The 15,233-nt window shown below is 70.1% G+C and carries 15 protein-coding genes and 1 other RNA gene; 8 read left to right on the top strand and 8 right to left on the bottom strand.

All coding sequences use genetic code 11. From position 1 onward, the window contains the following. The first annotated feature begins 358 nt into the window (after window positions 1–358). Both ACT53U_RS19100 and ACT53U_RS19095 read left to right on the top strand, forming a co-directional pair. Complete coding sequence (locus ACT53U_RS19100; RefSeq protein WP_476157490.1) at window positions 359–1,345, top strand: Gfo/Idh/MocA family protein; 987 nt, start codon at window positions 359–361, stop codon at window positions 1,343–1,345. Between the two features lie 113 nt (window positions 1,346–1,458). Next, entirely contained in the window at window positions 1,459–2,292 is an 834-nt protein-coding gene (locus ACT53U_RS19095; RefSeq protein WP_476157488.1) for a glycosyltransferase family 2 protein, read from the top strand. Between the two features lie 230 nt (window positions 2,293–2,522). Here the strand turns inward: ACT53U_RS19095 and rnpB are convergent. Then, window positions 2,523–2,941, bottom strand: an RNA gene (gene rnpB / locus ACT53U_RS19090) — RNase P RNA component class A. Window positions 2,942–3,110: 169 nt separating this feature from the next. On the opposite strand from rnpB, the gene ACT53U_RS19085 reads away from it, so the two are divergent. After that, window positions 3,111–3,506, top strand: coding sequence for a hypothetical protein (locus tag ACT53U_RS19085; RefSeq protein ID WP_476157486.1), 396 nt, complete (start codon window positions 3,111–3,113; stop codon window positions 3,504–3,506). 21 nt (window positions 3,507–3,527) lie between these two features. Here the strand turns inward: ACT53U_RS19085 and ACT53U_RS19080 are convergent, their stop codons facing one another. The 5 genes from ACT53U_RS19080 to ACT53U_RS19060 all read right to left on the bottom strand — a co-directional run bounded on the left by ACT53U_RS19080 (window position 3,528) and on the right by ACT53U_RS19060 (window position 8,771). Further along, window positions 3,528–4,655: a lytic transglycosylase domain-containing protein gene (locus ACT53U_RS19080; RefSeq protein ID WP_476157484.1), complete on the bottom strand. Its 1,128-nt coding sequence runs from the start codon at window positions 4,653–4,655 to the stop codon at window positions 3,528–3,530. After that, window positions 4,652–5,518, bottom strand: a complete 867-nt coding sequence (locus ACT53U_RS19075; RefSeq protein WP_476157483.1) for an N-acetylmuramoyl-L-alanine amidase — start codon at window positions 5,516–5,518, stop codon at window positions 4,652–4,654. Before ACT53U_RS19075 ends, ACT53U_RS19080 begins: the two co-directional genes overlap by 4 nt. 11 nt (window positions 5,519–5,529) lie before the next feature. Beyond that, the gene (locus ACT53U_RS19070; protein ID WP_476157482.1) at window positions 5,530–6,306 is read right to left on the bottom strand and encodes a TerB family tellurite resistance protein; all 777 of its coding nucleotides are present in this window, start codon (window positions 6,304–6,306) and stop codon (window positions 5,530–5,532) included. A gap of 305 nt (window positions 6,307–6,611) precedes the next feature. Continuing rightward, the gene (locus tag ACT53U_RS19065) at window positions 6,612–7,868 is read right to left on the bottom strand and encodes a type III PLP-dependent enzyme domain-containing protein (RefSeq protein ID WP_476157480.1); all 1,257 of its coding nucleotides are present in this window, start codon (window positions 7,866–7,868) and stop codon (window positions 6,612–6,614) included. Between the two features lie 90 nt (window positions 7,869–7,958). Further along, on the bottom strand, window positions 7,959–8,771 hold the full coding sequence (locus ACT53U_RS19060; RefSeq protein ID WP_476157478.1) for an extensin-like domain-containing protein: 813 nt from the start codon (window positions 8,769–8,771) through the stop codon (window positions 7,959–7,961). A 136-nt stretch (window positions 8,772–8,907) separates the two neighbouring features. On the opposite strand from ACT53U_RS19060, the gene ACT53U_RS19055 reads away from it, so the two are divergent. From ACT53U_RS19055 to ACT53U_RS19040, 4 genes are all read left to right on the top strand, one after another. After that, window positions 8,908–9,900 carry a polysaccharide deacetylase family protein gene (locus ACT53U_RS19055; RefSeq protein WP_476157476.1) on the top strand — a complete coding sequence of 331 codons (993 nt, stop codon included), beginning with the start codon at window positions 8,908–8,910 and terminating at the stop codon, window positions 9,898–9,900. Continuing rightward, window positions 9,897–10,415 carry a GNAT family N-acetyltransferase gene (locus ACT53U_RS19050; protein WP_476157474.1) on the top strand — a complete coding sequence of 173 codons (519 nt, stop codon included), beginning with the start codon at window positions 9,897–9,899 and terminating at the stop codon, window positions 10,413–10,415. Before ACT53U_RS19055 ends, ACT53U_RS19050 begins: the two co-directional genes overlap by 4 nt. 80 nt (window positions 10,416–10,495) lie before the next feature. Continuing rightward, window positions 10,496–11,188, top strand: a complete 693-nt coding sequence (locus tag ACT53U_RS19045) for an SDR family oxidoreductase (protein ID WP_476157472.1) — start codon at window positions 10,496–10,498, stop codon at window positions 11,186–11,188. Between the two features lie 394 nt (window positions 11,189–11,582). Next, window positions 11,583–12,143 (top strand): cytochrome b, encoded by a 561-nt coding sequence (locus tag ACT53U_RS19040; RefSeq protein WP_476157470.1) that lies wholly within the window; start codon window positions 11,583–11,585, stop codon window positions 12,141–12,143. A 75-nt stretch (window positions 12,144–12,218) separates the two neighbouring features. Here the strand turns inward: ACT53U_RS19040 and ACT53U_RS19035 are convergent, their stop codons facing one another. Further along, entirely contained in the window at window positions 12,219–13,433 is a 1,215-nt protein-coding gene (locus ACT53U_RS19035; protein WP_476157469.1) for a polyhydroxyalkanoate depolymerase, read from the bottom strand. Window positions 13,434–13,582: 149 nt separating this feature from the next. On the opposite strand from ACT53U_RS19035, the gene ACT53U_RS19030 reads away from it, so the two are divergent. Beyond that, on the top strand, window positions 13,583–14,236 hold the full coding sequence (locus tag ACT53U_RS19030; protein WP_476157467.1) for a glutathione S-transferase family protein: 654 nt from the start codon (window positions 13,583–13,585) through the stop codon (window positions 14,234–14,236). A gap of 232 nt (window positions 14,237–14,468) precedes the next feature. Here ACT53U_RS19030 and ACT53U_RS19025 read toward each other — a convergent pair whose 3' ends face one another. Then, window positions 14,469–15,176: a GntR family transcriptional regulator gene (locus tag ACT53U_RS19025; RefSeq protein ID WP_476137737.1), complete on the bottom strand. Its 708-nt coding sequence runs from the start codon at window positions 15,174–15,176 to the stop codon at window positions 14,469–14,471. Window positions 15,177–15,233 lie beyond the last annotated feature (57 nt).

Genomic DNA, 15,233 nt, shown 5'->3' with positions numbered 1-15,233 from the left:
GCACGACCTCCGTTCGACCGGGCGCGCGCTCCGCACCCCGCGACGTCTCGTTTCTCCGCCCGCACCCGCCCACCGGCCCGGCGACGCTTCCGTCGGGGCGAACCGGCGAAAGGGCGCGAAGAGGAACGGCGAGCGACATCGGACGATCATCCAGGCCCGACCACTCTCGCGGTCCGGTTGCGCCATCATCGGAACGCCGACCCGTTCCGACACTTCCCGCCATTGGACACCGCGCCGGTTAATCGGGCGTTTACGATGAAGAAATCGTTGACGATCCGCGGTTTCGGACATGCCGAGATCGAGGCTTGTCGCGGGTCTCCGGCGATGGTCTCATCCCGCCCACGAAGGAGGCACCGCCATGTTTCGTTGGGGAATTCTGTCCACCGCCCTGATCGGCCGCGAGCTGGTCGTGCCCGCCATCCTCGATGCCGAGAACGGCGTGCTCGCCGGCATCGCCAGCCGCGACGAGGCCCGCGCCCGCGCCATGGCCGCCCGCTTCGGCGCCCCCCTCGTCTTCGGCTCCTACGAGGCGATGCTGGCCTCGCCCGAGATCGACGGCGTCTACATTCCGCTGCCGACGTCGCAGCACGTCGAATGGACGCTGAAGGCGGCGGCGAGCGGCAAGCACGTGCTGTGCGAGAAGCCGATCGCGCTCGGCGCCGCCGAGATCGACGCGCTGATCGCGGCGCGCGACGCCCACCGGGTGCTGATCTCGGAGGCCTTCATGGTCACCTATTCGCCGGTCTGGGCGAAGGTGCGCGACCTGATCGCCGGAGGGGCCATCGGCCGCCTGCGCCAGGTCCAGGGCGCCTTCGCCTATTACAATCGCGATCCCGACAACATGCGCAACCGCCCCGACCTCGGCGGCGGCGCGCTGCCCGACATCGGCGTCTATCCGACGGTGACGACCCGCTTCGCCACCGGCTGCGAGCCCAGGCGCATCCGCGCACGGCTTTCCCGCGACCCCGACTTCGGCACCGACGTGTGGTCGTCGGTCACCGCCGACTTCGGCGACTTCGAACTGAGCTTCTACGTCGCCACCCAGATGGCGGCGCGCCAGTCGATGGTCTTCCACGGCGACGACGGTATGATCGAGGTGCGCTCGCCCTTCAACGCCGACCGCTGGGGGCCTGAGGAGATCGAACTCTCGACCCGCGACCACGGTGCGTCGCGCATCTTCCGCTTCCAGGATTCGCGCCAGTACCGCCGCGAGGTCGAGGCCTTCGCCGACGCCGCGACCGGCGGCACCTCGCCGGTCTTCACGCTGGAATCCTCGCGCGCCAACCAGCGGATGATCGACGCGATCTACCGCGCCGCCGAGCGCGACGGCTGGGAGACCGTGTGAGGCGACATACGCCCTTGCCCCGCCTTGCATCGGGCCGGGCGATCGGCGACAACCGCCGGCGATCCGGCGGGCGCCGCCCGGCCCGGAGCCCGCGACCGGACACGCCGACCGACATGTTCTCCGTCATCTTCGTCGCCTACAACTCCGGCCAGGTGCTGGCCGATGCGATCGCCTCGGTGCCGGCCGGTCACGAGGTCATCGTCGTCGACAACGCCAGCGCCGACGACGGCGCGGCGATCGCCGAGGCCGCCGGCGCCAGGGTCGTCCGCAACGCCGAGAACCTCGGCTTCGGCCGCGCCTGCAACATCGGCGCCGCCGTCGCGACGATGGACAACCTGATGTTCCTGAACCCGGACGCGCGCCTGCGCGACGGGGCGCTCGACCTGCTCGAAGCGGCGATCGCCGCCCGGCCCGACTGCAAGGCCTTCAACCCGCGCTTCCACGAGCCCGACGGCCGCCAGTTCTTCCGCCGCCGCACCCGGCTGATCCGCCGGCCCTATCTCTTCCGCTTCCCCGTCCCGACCGAAGACCGCGAGATCTTCTTCGCCTACGGTGCGGCCCTCGCCATGCGCCGGACCGACTTCGAGGAATTCGGCGGCTTCGACGACACGATCTTCCTCTTCTACGAGGACGACGATCTCTCCGCCCGCATCCTCGGGTCGGGGGCCAAGATCCTCTACGTCCACGACGCGGTCGTCGACCACCTGATGGGCAAGTCGTCGTCGGGCGACTGGATCGCCGGCTTCATGTTCAAGGTCTACCAGGAGAACCGCGCCAAGCGTTACGTCTACGCCAAGCACGGGGTGCCCTTCTTCCGGCCGCTGCGGCTGATCCGCGCGCTGGTGAAGCACCGGCTCGCGGTCGCCCGCGGCAACGACTTCGACACCCGCTACTGGGACGCCGTGCTGCGGTCGCTGCGCGAGCCGCGGCTCGACCGCCTCGCCTGAGGCGACCTTCGCGTCTTTCCGAAGAGGTTCGGATCGACGTCCGTGCGCGATCCTTCGAGACGCGCCTGCGGCGCTCCTCAGGATGAGGCGCCAGAGATTTCCCGAGCAAATACAAACGCCTCATGCTGAGGAGGCGTTCGAAGAACGCCGTCTCGAAGCATCGCGCACGGTGCCGAACCGACTCCACCGAATTGTGCAGACGTCCCCTGACGCGGGAGCGAAGGGGGAAAATTGCCAGTCGGCCTGTAAGCCGGGTTCTGTATGGCCGGGCTTGCGCCCTGCGTGGCGGCCATTCCTCTGGGACGTCCGTCGCCGAACGCCTCTCGCGACCAACCCGGGCGACTGGTCCGGAAAAGACCGGCATCCTCGCGGATGCCACGTCGCCCCTATTCGGTCTTGCTCCCGGTGGGGTTTGCCGTGCCGTCCCCGTTGCCGGGTCCGCGGTGGGCTCTTACCCCACCTTTTCACCCTTGCCCGGATCGCGATCCGGGCGGTTTGTTTTCTGTGGCACTTTCCCTGAGGTCGCCCTCGCCGGTTGTTGACCGGCACCGTCTTTCCGTGGAGCCCGGACTTTCCTCCCCGGACGCCTTCGCTCCCCTCGACCCGCGAGGAGAAGGAAGGCGTCCGGAGCGGCCGCCCGGCCGACTGGCGCAGGAGGAATGGTCGATCGCGGCGACGGGGTCAAGCCTCGCCGGCAAAGTCTCGCGGTTGCAGGTAACCACGGCTCGTCGTTTCGGTTGCTCGGTCGCTGCCCTCGCGCCATGATCGGTGCCGTCCCGAACGGCGTCGCACGGCGCCGATTGTCACGCGAGCCGACGATGCCGAGCCTGCAAGCCCTCGCGCTCACCTCCGCCGTGGTCCTGCCGCTCGCCGCCGCGGCCTACGGCATCCTCCGGCTGGGCTTCGCGGCGATCCGTCGGATCAAGCAAGCCAAGAAACGGCTGACGGGGAGCGCCTCCCTCTTCACCCCGTCGCTCCGCACGGCTTTCGTCGCGATGGTCCTCGCCTTCGCCTTCTGGCTGCCGACCGGCATCGTCCGCGAGATCGTCACGACGGGTGGCCATGTCGTCCGGCGGTCGGGCGAGCCGATGGTGCTCGTCCTGGCGGAGCAGCCGACGAAGACGATCGTCACCGCCCTCATCGAGACGCTCGCCGCCTGGGGCGGGCTCTACGGCTTCGCCCGCTTCGTCCTTGCCATCCGCGAGGAGGACTGAGCGCGGACGGCGCCCGCCCGCTCACTCCATCCCCGTCGCCGCCTTCGCCCGGGCGCAGTATTCGCGGGAATATTTCGGCACCGTCGTCCGCGTGACGCCGCCCTGGTACTTGGCGATGGCGAGGCAAGGGTCGCCCTTGGCCGAGGCATGGGCCATGCCGAGCTCCTTGAGGCCCCAGACGATGTTGGTCTCGGGCTCGAGCAGCTTCTCGTTCGGGCCGGTGAACCCCATGTGGCGCGCCGTCGAGGGCATCACCTGCATGATGCCGACGACCCCGTGCGTGCCGCGGAGCTTCGGGTTGTACTTGCTCTCGACCCAGCCGACGCCGACTGCCAGCCAGAGCGGAACCTTGTTCGCCGTCGCCTCGCGCCGCAGGATCGTCATGTAGGGCAGCGCCTCCTTCGGCACCTTGCGCGGCTCGCCGGCGAGACCGCCGTGCGGCGGCTTCGCCTCGCGCGGCCCCGGTGCGGCCTCGCCCGCCGGCGCAGGTTCGGGCATCTCGCCCTCGACGTCGACGCCGGGCGGCATCTCGCTCGGCGCGACGATCGACGGTCGGGCGGCGTCGGCCGGCGACAGGGGCGGAATCGGCGGCGCTGGTCGCGGACGCGGCCACGGCACCTTGACCGGCTTGGCGGCGACAGGCGCCGGCGTCGGAGGCGGCGGCACGAAGCCCCCCGGTGCCTGCGGAGGCACGAAACCGCCCTGCGGCGGAGGAACGAAGCCGCCCTGCGGCGGAGGAACGAAGCCGCCCTGCGGCGGCACGGGCACGAAGCCATCCGACCGCGGCGACAGGGGCACGAAGCCGCCCGGCGGCGTCGCCGGCAGCGGTACGGCGAGCGGCGGCAGCGTCTCGCGCAGTTCGGGCAGGGGCACCACCGGCCGGACCGGCTCGATCGGCGGCGGCGGTGCGACCTCGGGCTCGCTCACCGGCCGCGGCGGCACAGCCGGCGGCAGAGGCGGCTGCGGCGGCACCGGACGTCCGCCGTCGAAATTCGAGAAGGCCCCGTCGATGCGCTCCTCGACGCCCGCCTCGTCGGCCGCGGCCGGCAGCTGCGCGACCACGACGAGACCGAAGGCGACGACCGCCGCACGTCGTCGCCCGCGCGCGAGGAAGCCCGCGCGGGTCGGGTGCCGGGCCGGCCCTCTCATGCGATGCGGTTCCGGCCGAGCGCCTCGATCACGTAGCGCAGCCGGAAGAGTGTGGTGGGATCGGCCATGCCGTCGACCTTCTCGCGCCGCCAATGGCGCTGGAAGGCCTCGACGACGTCGACCGTCGCCGCGTCGAAGGTGCCGGTGACGGCGATGCCGTAGCCGACGGAGGCGAGCATCGTCTGTAACGCCGCGACCGGCGGCGACCGCTCGCCCAGAGAGAGGACGCGCCCGACCGTCCCCTCGGGAGTGCCCGTCACGTCGATGCCGATGCCGGCGGCGGCGAGCGCGTCCCACGGGAACTTCTCGCCCGGATCGCGCTTGCGCCCCGGCGCCACGTCGGAATGGGCGAGCACGCGGCCGGCCGGAATGCCGTGGCGAGCGACGATGTCGCGGGAAAGCGCGATCACCGCCGCGATCTGGCGGGGGGCGAAGGCGGCGTAGCCCGGATGGATCTCGGGATCGCAGGCCGGGTCACGGTCCGGCGCGGCGGCGAGATCCCACCAGTGGCCGGGATGGGCGATCTCGATGCCGATCGAGGCGGAGTTGACGTCGTCCTCGCCGGCCCACGACGACTTCCCCGCATGCCAGGCGCGCCGCACCTCCGGCACCATCTGGGTGATCGCGCCGTCCTCGGCGACGACGTAATGGGCCGAGACCTGGGCGGCCGGGTTCTCGAGCCAACGCATCGCCCGTTCCGCCGTCCCCATGCCGCGCCCCGCCGGCATGCCGGTATAGTGCAGCAGCAGCAGATCCGGCCCGCTCTCCGCCCAGCGTCCGCGCCGCTCGCCGTGGTTGGGCGAGGGACGCACCGCGGCGGCAAGCCGGCAATCGGGCGCGAAGGGCGCGGCGGGGTCGCTCATGCCACCGTCGTTCATGCCAGCCCCCGCTCGACGCGGATGCGTTCCCAGGCGCCGTTGATCGCCGCCAGCCGGTCGTTGAGGATCGCCATCGCCTCGCGCGGCAGGCCGTGGGCGAAGTGGCGATCGGGATGGCATTCCGCCACCGCCTGCCGCCACGCCTTCTTCACCTCCTGATCGCTCGCCTCGGCCGAGACCCCGAGCAGACGATAGGGGTCGGGCCCGCGCCGGCGCACGAAGCCGCTCGCGATGCGCTCGAAGGCGGCCTCGTCGAGGCCGAAGATCTCGCCGACCCGCTCGAGGAAGGCCATCTCCGCCTCGTGAATGTAGGAGTCGGCGGACGCGATGTGGAAGAGGCCGGTCAGCACGTCGGCGAGGAAGACCGGATCGTTGCCCGACACCTTGGCGATCCGCGCCGCATGCGCCTCGTAGCCGGCGACGTCGCGCCGGGCGAGATCGAAGAGGCGCTCGACGTTCTTCTCCTCGCCCTCCGGCACTTCGATCACGCGGCGAAAGGTCTCCACCTCGTCGGCGGTGACGACGCCGTCGGCCGCCGCCATCTTGGCCGAGAGCGAGATCAGCGCGACCGTGAAGGCGACCTCGCCGCTGCCGGCGAGCCAGTCGGAAAAGCGTCGCGACACGGTCTCGAAGAACGGCCCGACACCGGTCAGATCGCCGACGAAATCGGCGATGCGGCCGATCGTCGACCACAGCCGCGAGCCGGCGGCACCCGCCGTCTCGACCGCGTCGTCGATCACTTCGCCGATCTCGCCTCTGTCCTTCGTCGTCACCGGAACGCTCCTCTTCGTCGCCGGCAACTTAACCGAAGTCGGCCGCCGGCTGAACCCGCAGGCCGCGCGACGCACCGATGCGCCGCGACGAGGAGCCCGGGACGGGCTTCCGCCTGCGACGAAAGCAGACGTTGGCCGACGCAATCAGGCTCCGTGCAGAGGTCCTTCATGCTGAGGTGCGAGCGTCAGCGAGCCTCGAAGCGCGAAGGGCCGAGTGGCACCGCCCGTCCGCGGCTTCGTATTTCGAGGTCCGGCTGCGCCGGGCACCTCAACATGAAGCCGAACAGCGGGAAGACGTCGAGGCCTCAGGCCCCCTCGCCCGCCACCGCCTCGCGCGGCTGTTCGCCCCAGGTCTCGACCGTGGCAAAGCCCTCGAGCCCGTCGGGATCGTCCTCGAAGGCGTGTTCCACCTCGACGAACGTGTCGGGGTAGAAGCCGTTGAACCGCGTCCGGAGCGACAGCGAATAGGCGCCGATGTGGCCGATCTCGATGAAGTCGCCGGTGTCGACGGTCGAGGGCAGCCAGAAGGGTCGCGACAGGATGTCGACGGAATCGCAGGTGACGCCGCAGACCCGGAAGTCGTCGAGCCGCTTCGGATCACCCGACCGGCGACGGCGCGCCGGGTCGGGGATGAGACGGGCGGGAAGCGTGATCTTGCCGGTCCAGCTGTCGGAGAGCGACCCCCAGATGCCGTCGTTGATGTGGATGCGCTTGCCGTCGCGCAGCAGCACCCGGACGATCACCGAGAGCGACCTCGCAACCATCACCCGGCCCGGCTCGGCCACCAGCTCGACGTCGTCGAAACCGTGGCGGGCGACGTCGCGGCCGATGTCGGCGACGAGCGCCGCCGGGTCCGGCACCGACTTGTCGGGTCCGCGCGGATCGCGGCCGTAGGGAGCCGGGAAGCCGCCGCCGATGTCGAGCCCGTGCAGCGTCACGCCGGCCTGCCGCCGGACCTGAGCGGCGAGGCCGAGGGCGGCGTCGTAGGTGGCGATGTCCTCGACCTGCGAGCCGACGTGGAAGCAGATCCCGGCGCGGAAACCGGCGCGATCGACCCGCTGCAGCAGCTCCACCGCCTCACCGGGCGCGGCGCCGAACTTCTTGGAGAGCTCGTAGGCGGCATGCCCCTTGGTGGCGAGCCGGACGAAGAGGCCGATCGAGGCGGGATCGAGATCGAGCGCCTGGACGACGAGGCGGATCTTCTCGAACTCGTCGGGATGGTCGACCACCGTGGTGCGGATGCCGAAACTCTCGAAGGCGCGGCGGATGTCCGACACCGCCTTGACCGGATGCATGTAGAGCTGCTCGGCCCGCGGCGCGGCCGCCTTCACCGTCTCGAACTCGTGGCGGGAGGCGACGTCGAAGGCCGAGACGCCGGCCTGCGCCACGGTCTCGACGACGAAGGGCTCGCCGTTGGTCTTCACCGCATAGGCGGTCTTGCCGGGGAAGGCCTCGAGGAAGGTCTTGACGTCCCGCGTCAGCACGCGCGGCCGGAAGCAGTAGACCGGCTCGTCGGGCCTCAGCGCCAGCGCCGCCTCGCGCCCGGTGGTGAACCGCCTCATGCTCGTCTCCTCGGATGGTCTCGTCGCGCGCGGCCGTGCGCCGCGGAAGGCGATCCTGCCGCGTTCGAACGACGACGGGAAGACGGTCTTTCAGTCGCCCTGCGGATATTCGGGATCGCCCATCGGCTCGTCCTCGCCTTCGCCGATGCCGCCGGGGACCGATCCGGTGCGGATCTTGTCCTCGGGGAAGATCGAGTCGTCCTTGAAGAACGACAGCAGGCGGCCACCCTCCGGCACCGGCTCGTCGCCGCCGCGGCAGACGTGTCGGCCCTGCGAATGGTGAGCGAGATCGAGGTGGAGATGATCCTGATGCGCCGCGCCCGAGGCCGGGCCGAGCACCGTGGTGAAGTCGTCGCAGGACGAACCGCCGACCTGGCGCAGGAAGTTCGCTTCCGAAGCGTCGGCCGAACGCCAGCCGCTCTTCACCCGCACGGTGCGTCCGTCCGCCAGCTTGAAGCCGGAGACGTCGAGCGCGTTCATGTAGGCGTGCTCGGACATGTAGCGGCTGCCGGCGATGCGGCGGCAGGAATAGGTGCCCATGTGCTCGACGCCGACCACCGGCTGGCCGAAGAAGGCCTCCGCCGCCGGCTGGACCACGCGCTCGAACCAGTTGTCGGCGGCCGCCACCATCGGGCAGTTCATCGCCGTCGCTTCGTTGAGGCCCACCTTGTTCGGACCCTTGCCGATGGTCGAGACCTTGAAGGGGCGATCGGCGCCGCAGGCACCCGGCCCGTCGACCTCGTCCATCGGGCGCACGGTTTCGGACGGCACGACCGCGCCGGACGAAAGGCATTGGCTCTCCGCCTGGCTGCGCCAAGCGGCACGCCGCGGCCCACCCCAGGAGCCGAACAGCGAACAGCCGCCGACGCCGGCGGCGAGCACGAAGACGAACGCAGGATACAAGATACGCTTCATGATCGCGACAATGCGCGCAGATCCGGAAAGGTTTCGTTAATGTCGCGACGGTTTTCCTGAGCCCCGAGTCGCCCCCTCCCCGTCGCGCGGCCGTCGCCGCGCCGCATGCTTCGTGAGCCCGTCCGTGATCGCCCGCCCGTCCCTCGCCCTCGCCGCCCTCCTCCTCGCCGGCCTCGCCGCCATGGCCGAGGAGGCGCCCCCGCCCGCCGCCACGGCACCCGCAGCCGCGCCCAAGCCCTGGGATCCGGCCGAGAAGGCGATCCGCAAGCGCGTGCCCGAGGCCCATGTCGCCGTGCCCGACACGACGCATCTCACCGCCGCGACGCCGCTGCCACCCGCGCTCGCCGGCTCGATCCGCCGGGTTGAACTGCCCGCCGGCGACCGCCGCGTGGCGCTGACCTTCGATCTCTGCGAGACGGCGAACGAGGTCGCCGGCTACGACGGCGCCATCGTCGACACGCTGCGCCGCCGCGGCGTCCGCGCCACGCTCTTCGTCGGCGGCCACTGGGCGGCGACCCACCCGGAGCGCTTCCGCGAACTCGCCCGCGATCCGCTGTTCGAGATCGCCAACCACACCTGGACCCACGCCAACCTGCGCACCGTCGACGACGAACGCCTCGCCCGCGAGGTGCTGGCACCGGAGGCGACCTTCGCCGAGGTCGCCGGCCTGCCGCGTTCGAAGCTCATGCGCTACCCGTTCGGCGCCTGCAACGACCGGGCGATGGCCGCGGTCAACGGCGCCGGCATGGCGGCGATCCAGTGGGACGTCTCGACCGGCGATCCCTCGCCCGGCACGGGTGCTGCGGCGATCCTCGCCAACACGCTGCCGACCGTCCGCCCCGGCTCGATCGTACTCGCCCATGCCAACGGCCGCGGCTGGCACACCGCCGAGGCGCTGCCGAAGCTGATCGACGCGCTCGAGGCCAAGGGCCTGCGCTTCGCCACCGTCGGCGAGTTGCTCGCCTCGGGGCGCCCGGTCGTCACGCCCACCTGCTACGACAACCGCCCCGGCGACACCGACCGCTACGACCACCTGCCCTTCCACCCGCCGGCCAAACCCGCCGCCGCCCCGGCGACGCCGCCCGCGCCGGCGCCGATCCGCGGGGCGACGCCGTGACGAACACGCCCTTCGCCCCCCGCCGCCATGCTCTCGGCCCCGTCGATCTCGTTCCGCTCACGCCCGAGGCGATCCCGGCGCTCGCGGGCGCCGTCGCCGCGCTCGACCCGTGGAAGCGCATCGGCGTCGCCCCCGAGGCCTGGGCGGCGCGGATGGCGAAGACGACGCCGGGCGGTCATCGCTTCGTGCTGGAGCGCGAGGGAGACAGCGTCGGCTATCTCTCGATCCGCCATCCCTTCATGCGCGGCCCCTATCTCGAGACCATCGCGGTGTTTCCGCAGGCACAGGGCCACGGCATCGCCCGCGCCGTGATCGACTGGATGGCGGCGGAGGCGACGCGCGACGGCGAGCGCGAACTCTGGCTCTGCGTCACCGAATGGAACGTGCGCGCGCGCACCGCCTATGCCGCGCTCGGCTTCGTCGAGGTGGCACCGCTCGCCGATCTGGTGGCCGACGGCCAGAGCGAGATCTTCATGCGCCGGACGCTTTCCCGCCCGACCGCCGCGGCCCGCTGACCGAACGCACGCGCAACGCTCTTTCGCGGCGGTGAAATTCGACGCATTCTCGGGCCGACACCCGAACGGAGGATGTGCCCATGGCCACCGTCCTGATCACCGGCGCGGCGCGCGGCATCGGTCTCGCCCTGGTGACGGCCTATGCGGAGCGCGGCGACGACGTCGTCGCCACCGTCCGCGACCCCGAGCGCCTGCACGACCTCGCCGCGGTGATCGAGAGCCATCCCGGCCGCATCGAGGTCCACCGCCTCGAGGTGACCGATCCCGCCTCGATCGCGGCGCTTGCCGGCCGGCTCGCCGGTCGGCCGATCGACGTGCTGATCAACAATGCCGGCGTGCTCGGCCCCGAACGCCAGTCGACTCTCGACATGGACTTCGACGGCTGGCTCGAGACCCTGCGGGTCAACACCCTGGCGCCGCTCGCCGTCACCCAGGCGCTGTTGCCCAACCTCCGCCTCGTCGAACACGCCAAGGTGCTGACCATCTCCTCCGGCATGGGTTCCATGGCGCAGCAGAAGTCGGATTCGGTCGCCTATCGCTCGTCGAAGGCGGCGGTGAACAAGGTCATGCAGTGTCTCGCCACCGACCTCGCCGACGAGGGCATCGTCGTCGCGGTCTGCCACCCCGGCTGGGTCAAGACCGACATGGGCGGCTCGGAGGCCGACATCTCTGCCGAGATGAGCGCCACCGGCATCACCCGCATCGTCGACCGCATGAGCCTGTCGCGCGCACCGGTCTTCCACGTCTGGGACGGCGGCGCGCTGCCCTGGTGACGGCGCCCGATCTCGCGGTCGCGTGGAATTTCCTTCTCTCCGCCACCGCAACGCAGCGACGAATTCGCCTTCCGCGTGGTCGGTGCAGGGGGTAGATTGGAACAAAGCCGTCGTAGAACGGTTGATGGAGCGATATCCCCGATCGGAATCGTCAGGAGGAGCCCATGAACCGGACCCGTCCCTTCGACTTGATCATGTTCGCGGCAGCGTTCCTGTTCGTCTCCGGCCTCTGCGTCGGCCTGATCTGAGACGACCGCCCGCCACTGATTTCCTGCGGCCCACGTCCTCGACGCGGGCCGCATTCGCTTCATGAACGGAGTTTAAGCTGACGGCATCCCGCGGACGTGGCAGACCTTCGCGGGTTCCTCCCCGCTCTTTTCATCGGAGAATTTCCATGTCCGCGCTTCCCGCCTCCGCCGCGCCCCGCAATTGGGACAGCGGCCTCAAGGCCATTCACTGGACCATGGCGCTGCTCATCCCCGCCGCCTGGGTGCTCGCCGTCGTCCGCGAGGATCAGCCGCGCGAGATCGCCGCGAAGCTGATGATGGCGCACAAGTCGATCGGCGTGCTGGTCTTCGCCCTGCTCCTCGTCCGCATCCTGTGGCGTCTGACCCATGAGGCGCCCGAGACCGAAAAGACCCCGTGGGAGCCGCTCGCCGGCCTCGTCGCCAAGGCCGGTCACGGCATCCTTTATCTGCTGATGATCCTGGTGCCGATCGGCGGCATGGTGACGAGCTTCGCCAACGGCCGCTCGGTGCCCTTCTTCGGCCTGTTCGAGATCGCCTCGCCCTGGGCCGAGAAGCAGCCCTTCGCCCACACCGTCGGTGGGATGCACGAGTTCTTCGGCCATGCCCTGCTGGCGGTGGCGCTCGCCCACGCGATCGCCGGCATCCTGCACCACGTCGTCCTGAAGGACCGCACGCTGATGAAGATGCGCCCCTTCGCCAGGGACTGAGCGAGAGGCTCGCGCCGAAACGACGAAGGCCGCCCCGAGGGCGGCCTTTTTTTTGCGTCGCGATGCCGTCCGCTCTCAGTCCGACGACAGGATGACGTTGCGCACGATCGGATAGATCTGGTTCTCCCAGCGGCGTCCCGAGAAGACGCCGTAGTGGCCGACGCCCGCCTGCATGTGGTGGCGCTTGCGATAGGGCTTCAGCGACGAGGCGAGATCGTGCGCCGCCGCGGTCTGGCCGAGCGAGCAGATGTCGTCGCGCTCGCCCTCCACCGTCAGCAGCGCCGTGCGGCGGATGGCTGCGGGATCGACCTTGCGGCCGCGATGCGTCATCAACCCCTGCGGCAGCCGCGCCTCCTGGAACACCCAGGAAATCGTCTCGAGATAGAACTGCGCGTCGAGATCGAGCACCGCGAAATACTCGTCGTAGAAGGTCTTGGTCGTCTCCGCCTTCTCGGTCTCGCCCTTGACGAGGTTCCAGTAGAGCTCGAGATGCGCCTTGACGTGGCGCTCCATGTTCATCGCCATGAAGGCCGAGAGCTGGAGGAAGCCCGGATAGACCCGCCGTCCGCCGCCGGGAAAGCGGCTCGGCACGGTGGCGATCAGGTTCTTCTCGAACCAGTCGTAGGGCTTCGACGTGGCGAGTTCGTTGACCTCGGTCGGGTTGATCCGGGTGTCGACCGGCCCCGCCATCAGCGTGATCGACCGCGGCGTCGACGGGTCGTCCTCTTCCGCCATCAGGGCGGTGGCGCACAGCACCTGGACGCAGGGCTGGCACACGGCCACCACGTGGGTGCCCGGGCCGAGCACGCGCAGGTACGTCATGATGTCTTCGACGTATTCCTCGAAGCCGAAACCGCCCTGGGTCAGCGGCACGTCGCGGGCGTTGTGCCAGTCGGTGACGTAGACGTCGTGATCGGCGAGCAGCGTCTTGACCGTGTTGCGCAGCAGCGTGGCGAAGTGGCCGGAGAGCGGCGCCACGACGAGCACCCGCGGCTGCGGCGTCGCCACGTCCTTGCGGAAATGCAGCAGCGTGCCGAAGGGCGAGACGAAACGCGCCTTCTCCTCGACCGCGACCCGTTCGTTGCCGACCGTCACCGTGTCGATGCCCCAGGCGGGACGGGAATGGGAGAGTTTCGCCCGCGCGATCATCTCGTAGGCGGCGGCGAGCGAGGAGAGCCCGCTCTGCGGCATGCCCGAAAGCCACGGCACCAGTCCCGAACGCAGCGTCGTCGCCACCGTGCGGAGCGGGTCGAAGAGGTCGTTGCGGCTCTGATAGGCGAGATAGAGCATGCGCTGGTCGGGGTCCGGATCGCGAGGTCTGCCTTTCGAAAAGGCTAGTGCAAATTTTTGGCACATGCGAGATAATTCTCTTCGCGGACGCGAAGCGGAGTGCCGATCCCGACGGGAGGCACCGGCCGTGCGCCGGGAGGAGAGACGAAATGGCCGCCACGCTGACCATCTCGAGCCGGAACTATTCGTCGTGGTCGCTGCGCGGCTGGCTGATCGCCAGACTGAGCGGCATCGCCTTCGAGGAGAAGCTCGCCTCGCTCGACGATCCCTCGACCCGCGCCGAGCTGCTGCTGCTGTCGCCGTCCTTCCTGGTGCCCTGCCTCGCCCACGACGGGCTGGAGATCTGGGACACGCTGGCGATCGCCGAGTATCTCGACGAGCTGCGCCCCGACTGCGGCCTGATCCCCAAGGACAAGACGGCGCGCGCCCGCTGCCGCTCGATCTCCGGCGAGATGCATTCCGGCTTCGCCAACCTGCGCTCGGCGCTGCCGATGAACCTCAAGGCGCACTACCCCGGCTTCAAGGTCTGGGCCGGCGCGCTCGGCGACATCGCCCGCATCGAGAAGATCTGGTCCGAGGCGATCGCCCGTTCCGGTGGCCCCTTCCTCTTCGGCGCCGCCCCGACGCTCGCCGACGCGATGTTCGCCCCCGTGGCGGCGCGTTTCACCACCTACGACGTGAAGCTCGAGCCGATCTCGGAAGCCTATCGCGCCACCATCATGGACTGGGCGCCGATGAAGGAATGGATCGCCGCCGCGCTCGAGGAGCCGGAGGATCTCGACGAACTCGACGTCGAGTTCTGACACCGACGGGGTCCGGATCAAGTCCGTGCGCGATGCTTCGAGACGGCGTTCTTCGAACGCCTCCTCAGCATGAGGCGTTTGTTTTTACAGAGAAAATCTTCAGAGCCTCATCCTGAGGAGCGCCGCAGGCGCGTCTCGAAGGATCGCGCACGGACGATCCGGCCCTTGTCCGAACTGCGCGAAGGTCCCCCGAGGGGAGGGGTAAGGCCCGACGGCGGCGGACGGCGAAGCCTCACCCCGCCAGCAGCTCCGACAGCGGCTTGGCCGGCATCGCCGTCTCGACCAGCTCGAGGTCCTGCTCGATCTCGTCGAGATGCACCGTCATCTGCCGCACCGCCTCTTCGGCGCGGCCCGACGTGATCGCCTCGACCAGCGCGGCGTGGTGGTCGACCTTGCAGCACTGCGACCGCGAGCGGCGGTAGAGCAGGATGATCAGCGAGGACCGCGCGACGAGCTCGCGCAGGAAGTTCTCGTAGACCCCCTGCCCCGCGATGCGGGCGATCACCAGATGGAATTCGCCCGACAGCCGAATGGCGGCGCGGTCGTCGCCCTCGCGCTCGGCCTGCTTCTCGCGGGCGAAATGCTCGGCCAGCAGCTTCGCGCCGGCGGCATCGCAGTTCGCCGCCGCGAGTTCGGTGATCACCGGCTCGATCAGCCGGCGGGCGGAGAAGACCTCGGCCGCGTCCTTCACCGTCGGATGGGCGACGAAGGCGCCGCGGTTCTTCTCGATGACGACGATGCCCTCGTGGGCGAGCGACTGCAGCGCCGCGCGCACGATGGTGCGGCTGACGCCGTAGATGGCGCCGACCTCGTCCTCGCCGAGCTTGGTGCCGGGACCGAGCCGCTGCTCGAGAATGGCGCGGACGATGTCGCGATGAATGACCTCCGCGCGCGAGGCCCGTGCCCCCCGGCTGTCGCCGTCCGTCGCGGTGATCGTCATCGTGTCACTCCCCGATCCGGCGGGCATCGCGGCCCGTCCGGGAATCCGGCGCGATCG

It is taken from the genome of Pinisolibacter sp. DMC19 (assembly GCF_056313985.1).
This window is presented reverse-complemented; position numbering and strand designations above follow the sequence as displayed.

Excerpts from the sequence above, each read along its gene's own strand:
- ACT53U_RS19065 (WP_476157480.1), bottom strand. The coding sequence starts at position 7,868 with ATGAGGCGGTTCACCACCGGGCGCGAGGCGGCGCTGGCGCTGAGGCCC.
- ACT53U_RS19040 (WP_476157470.1), top strand. The coding sequence starts at position 11,583 with ATGTCCGCGCTTCCCGCCTCCGCCGCGCCCCGCAATTGGGACAGCGGC.
- ACT53U_RS19080 (WP_476157484.1), bottom strand. The coding sequence starts at position 4,655 with ATGAGAGGGCCGGCCCGGCACCCGACCCGCGCGGGCTTCCTCGCGCGC.
- ACT53U_RS19085 (WP_476157486.1), top strand. The coding sequence starts at position 3,111 with ATGCCGAGCCTGCAAGCCCTCGCGCTCACCTCCGCCGTGGTCCTGCCG.
- ACT53U_RS19075 (WP_476157483.1), bottom strand. The coding sequence starts at position 5,518 with ATGAGCGACCCCGCCGCGCCCTTCGCGCCCGATTGCCGGCTTGCCGCC.
- ACT53U_RS19095 (WP_476157488.1), top strand. The coding sequence starts at position 1,459 with ATGTTCTCCGTCATCTTCGTCGCCTACAACTCCGGCCAGGTGCTGGCC.
- ACT53U_RS19045 (WP_476157472.1), top strand. The coding sequence starts at position 10,496 with ATGGCCACCGTCCTGATCACCGGCGCGGCGCGCGGCATCGGTCTCGCC.
- ACT53U_RS19025 (WP_476137737.1), bottom strand. The coding sequence starts at position 15,176 with ATGACGATCACCGCGACGGACGGCGACAGCCGGGGGGCACGGGCCTCG.
- ACT53U_RS19100 (WP_476157490.1), top strand. The coding sequence starts at position 359 with ATGTTTCGTTGGGGAATTCTGTCCACCGCCCTGATCGGCCGCGAGCTG.
- ACT53U_RS19030 (WP_476157467.1), top strand. The coding sequence starts at position 13,583 with ATGGCCGCCACGCTGACCATCTCGAGCCGGAACTATTCGTCGTGGTCG.
- ACT53U_RS19035 (WP_476157469.1), bottom strand. The coding sequence starts at position 13,433 with ATGCTCTATCTCGCCTATCAGAGCCGCAACGACCTCTTCGACCCGCTC.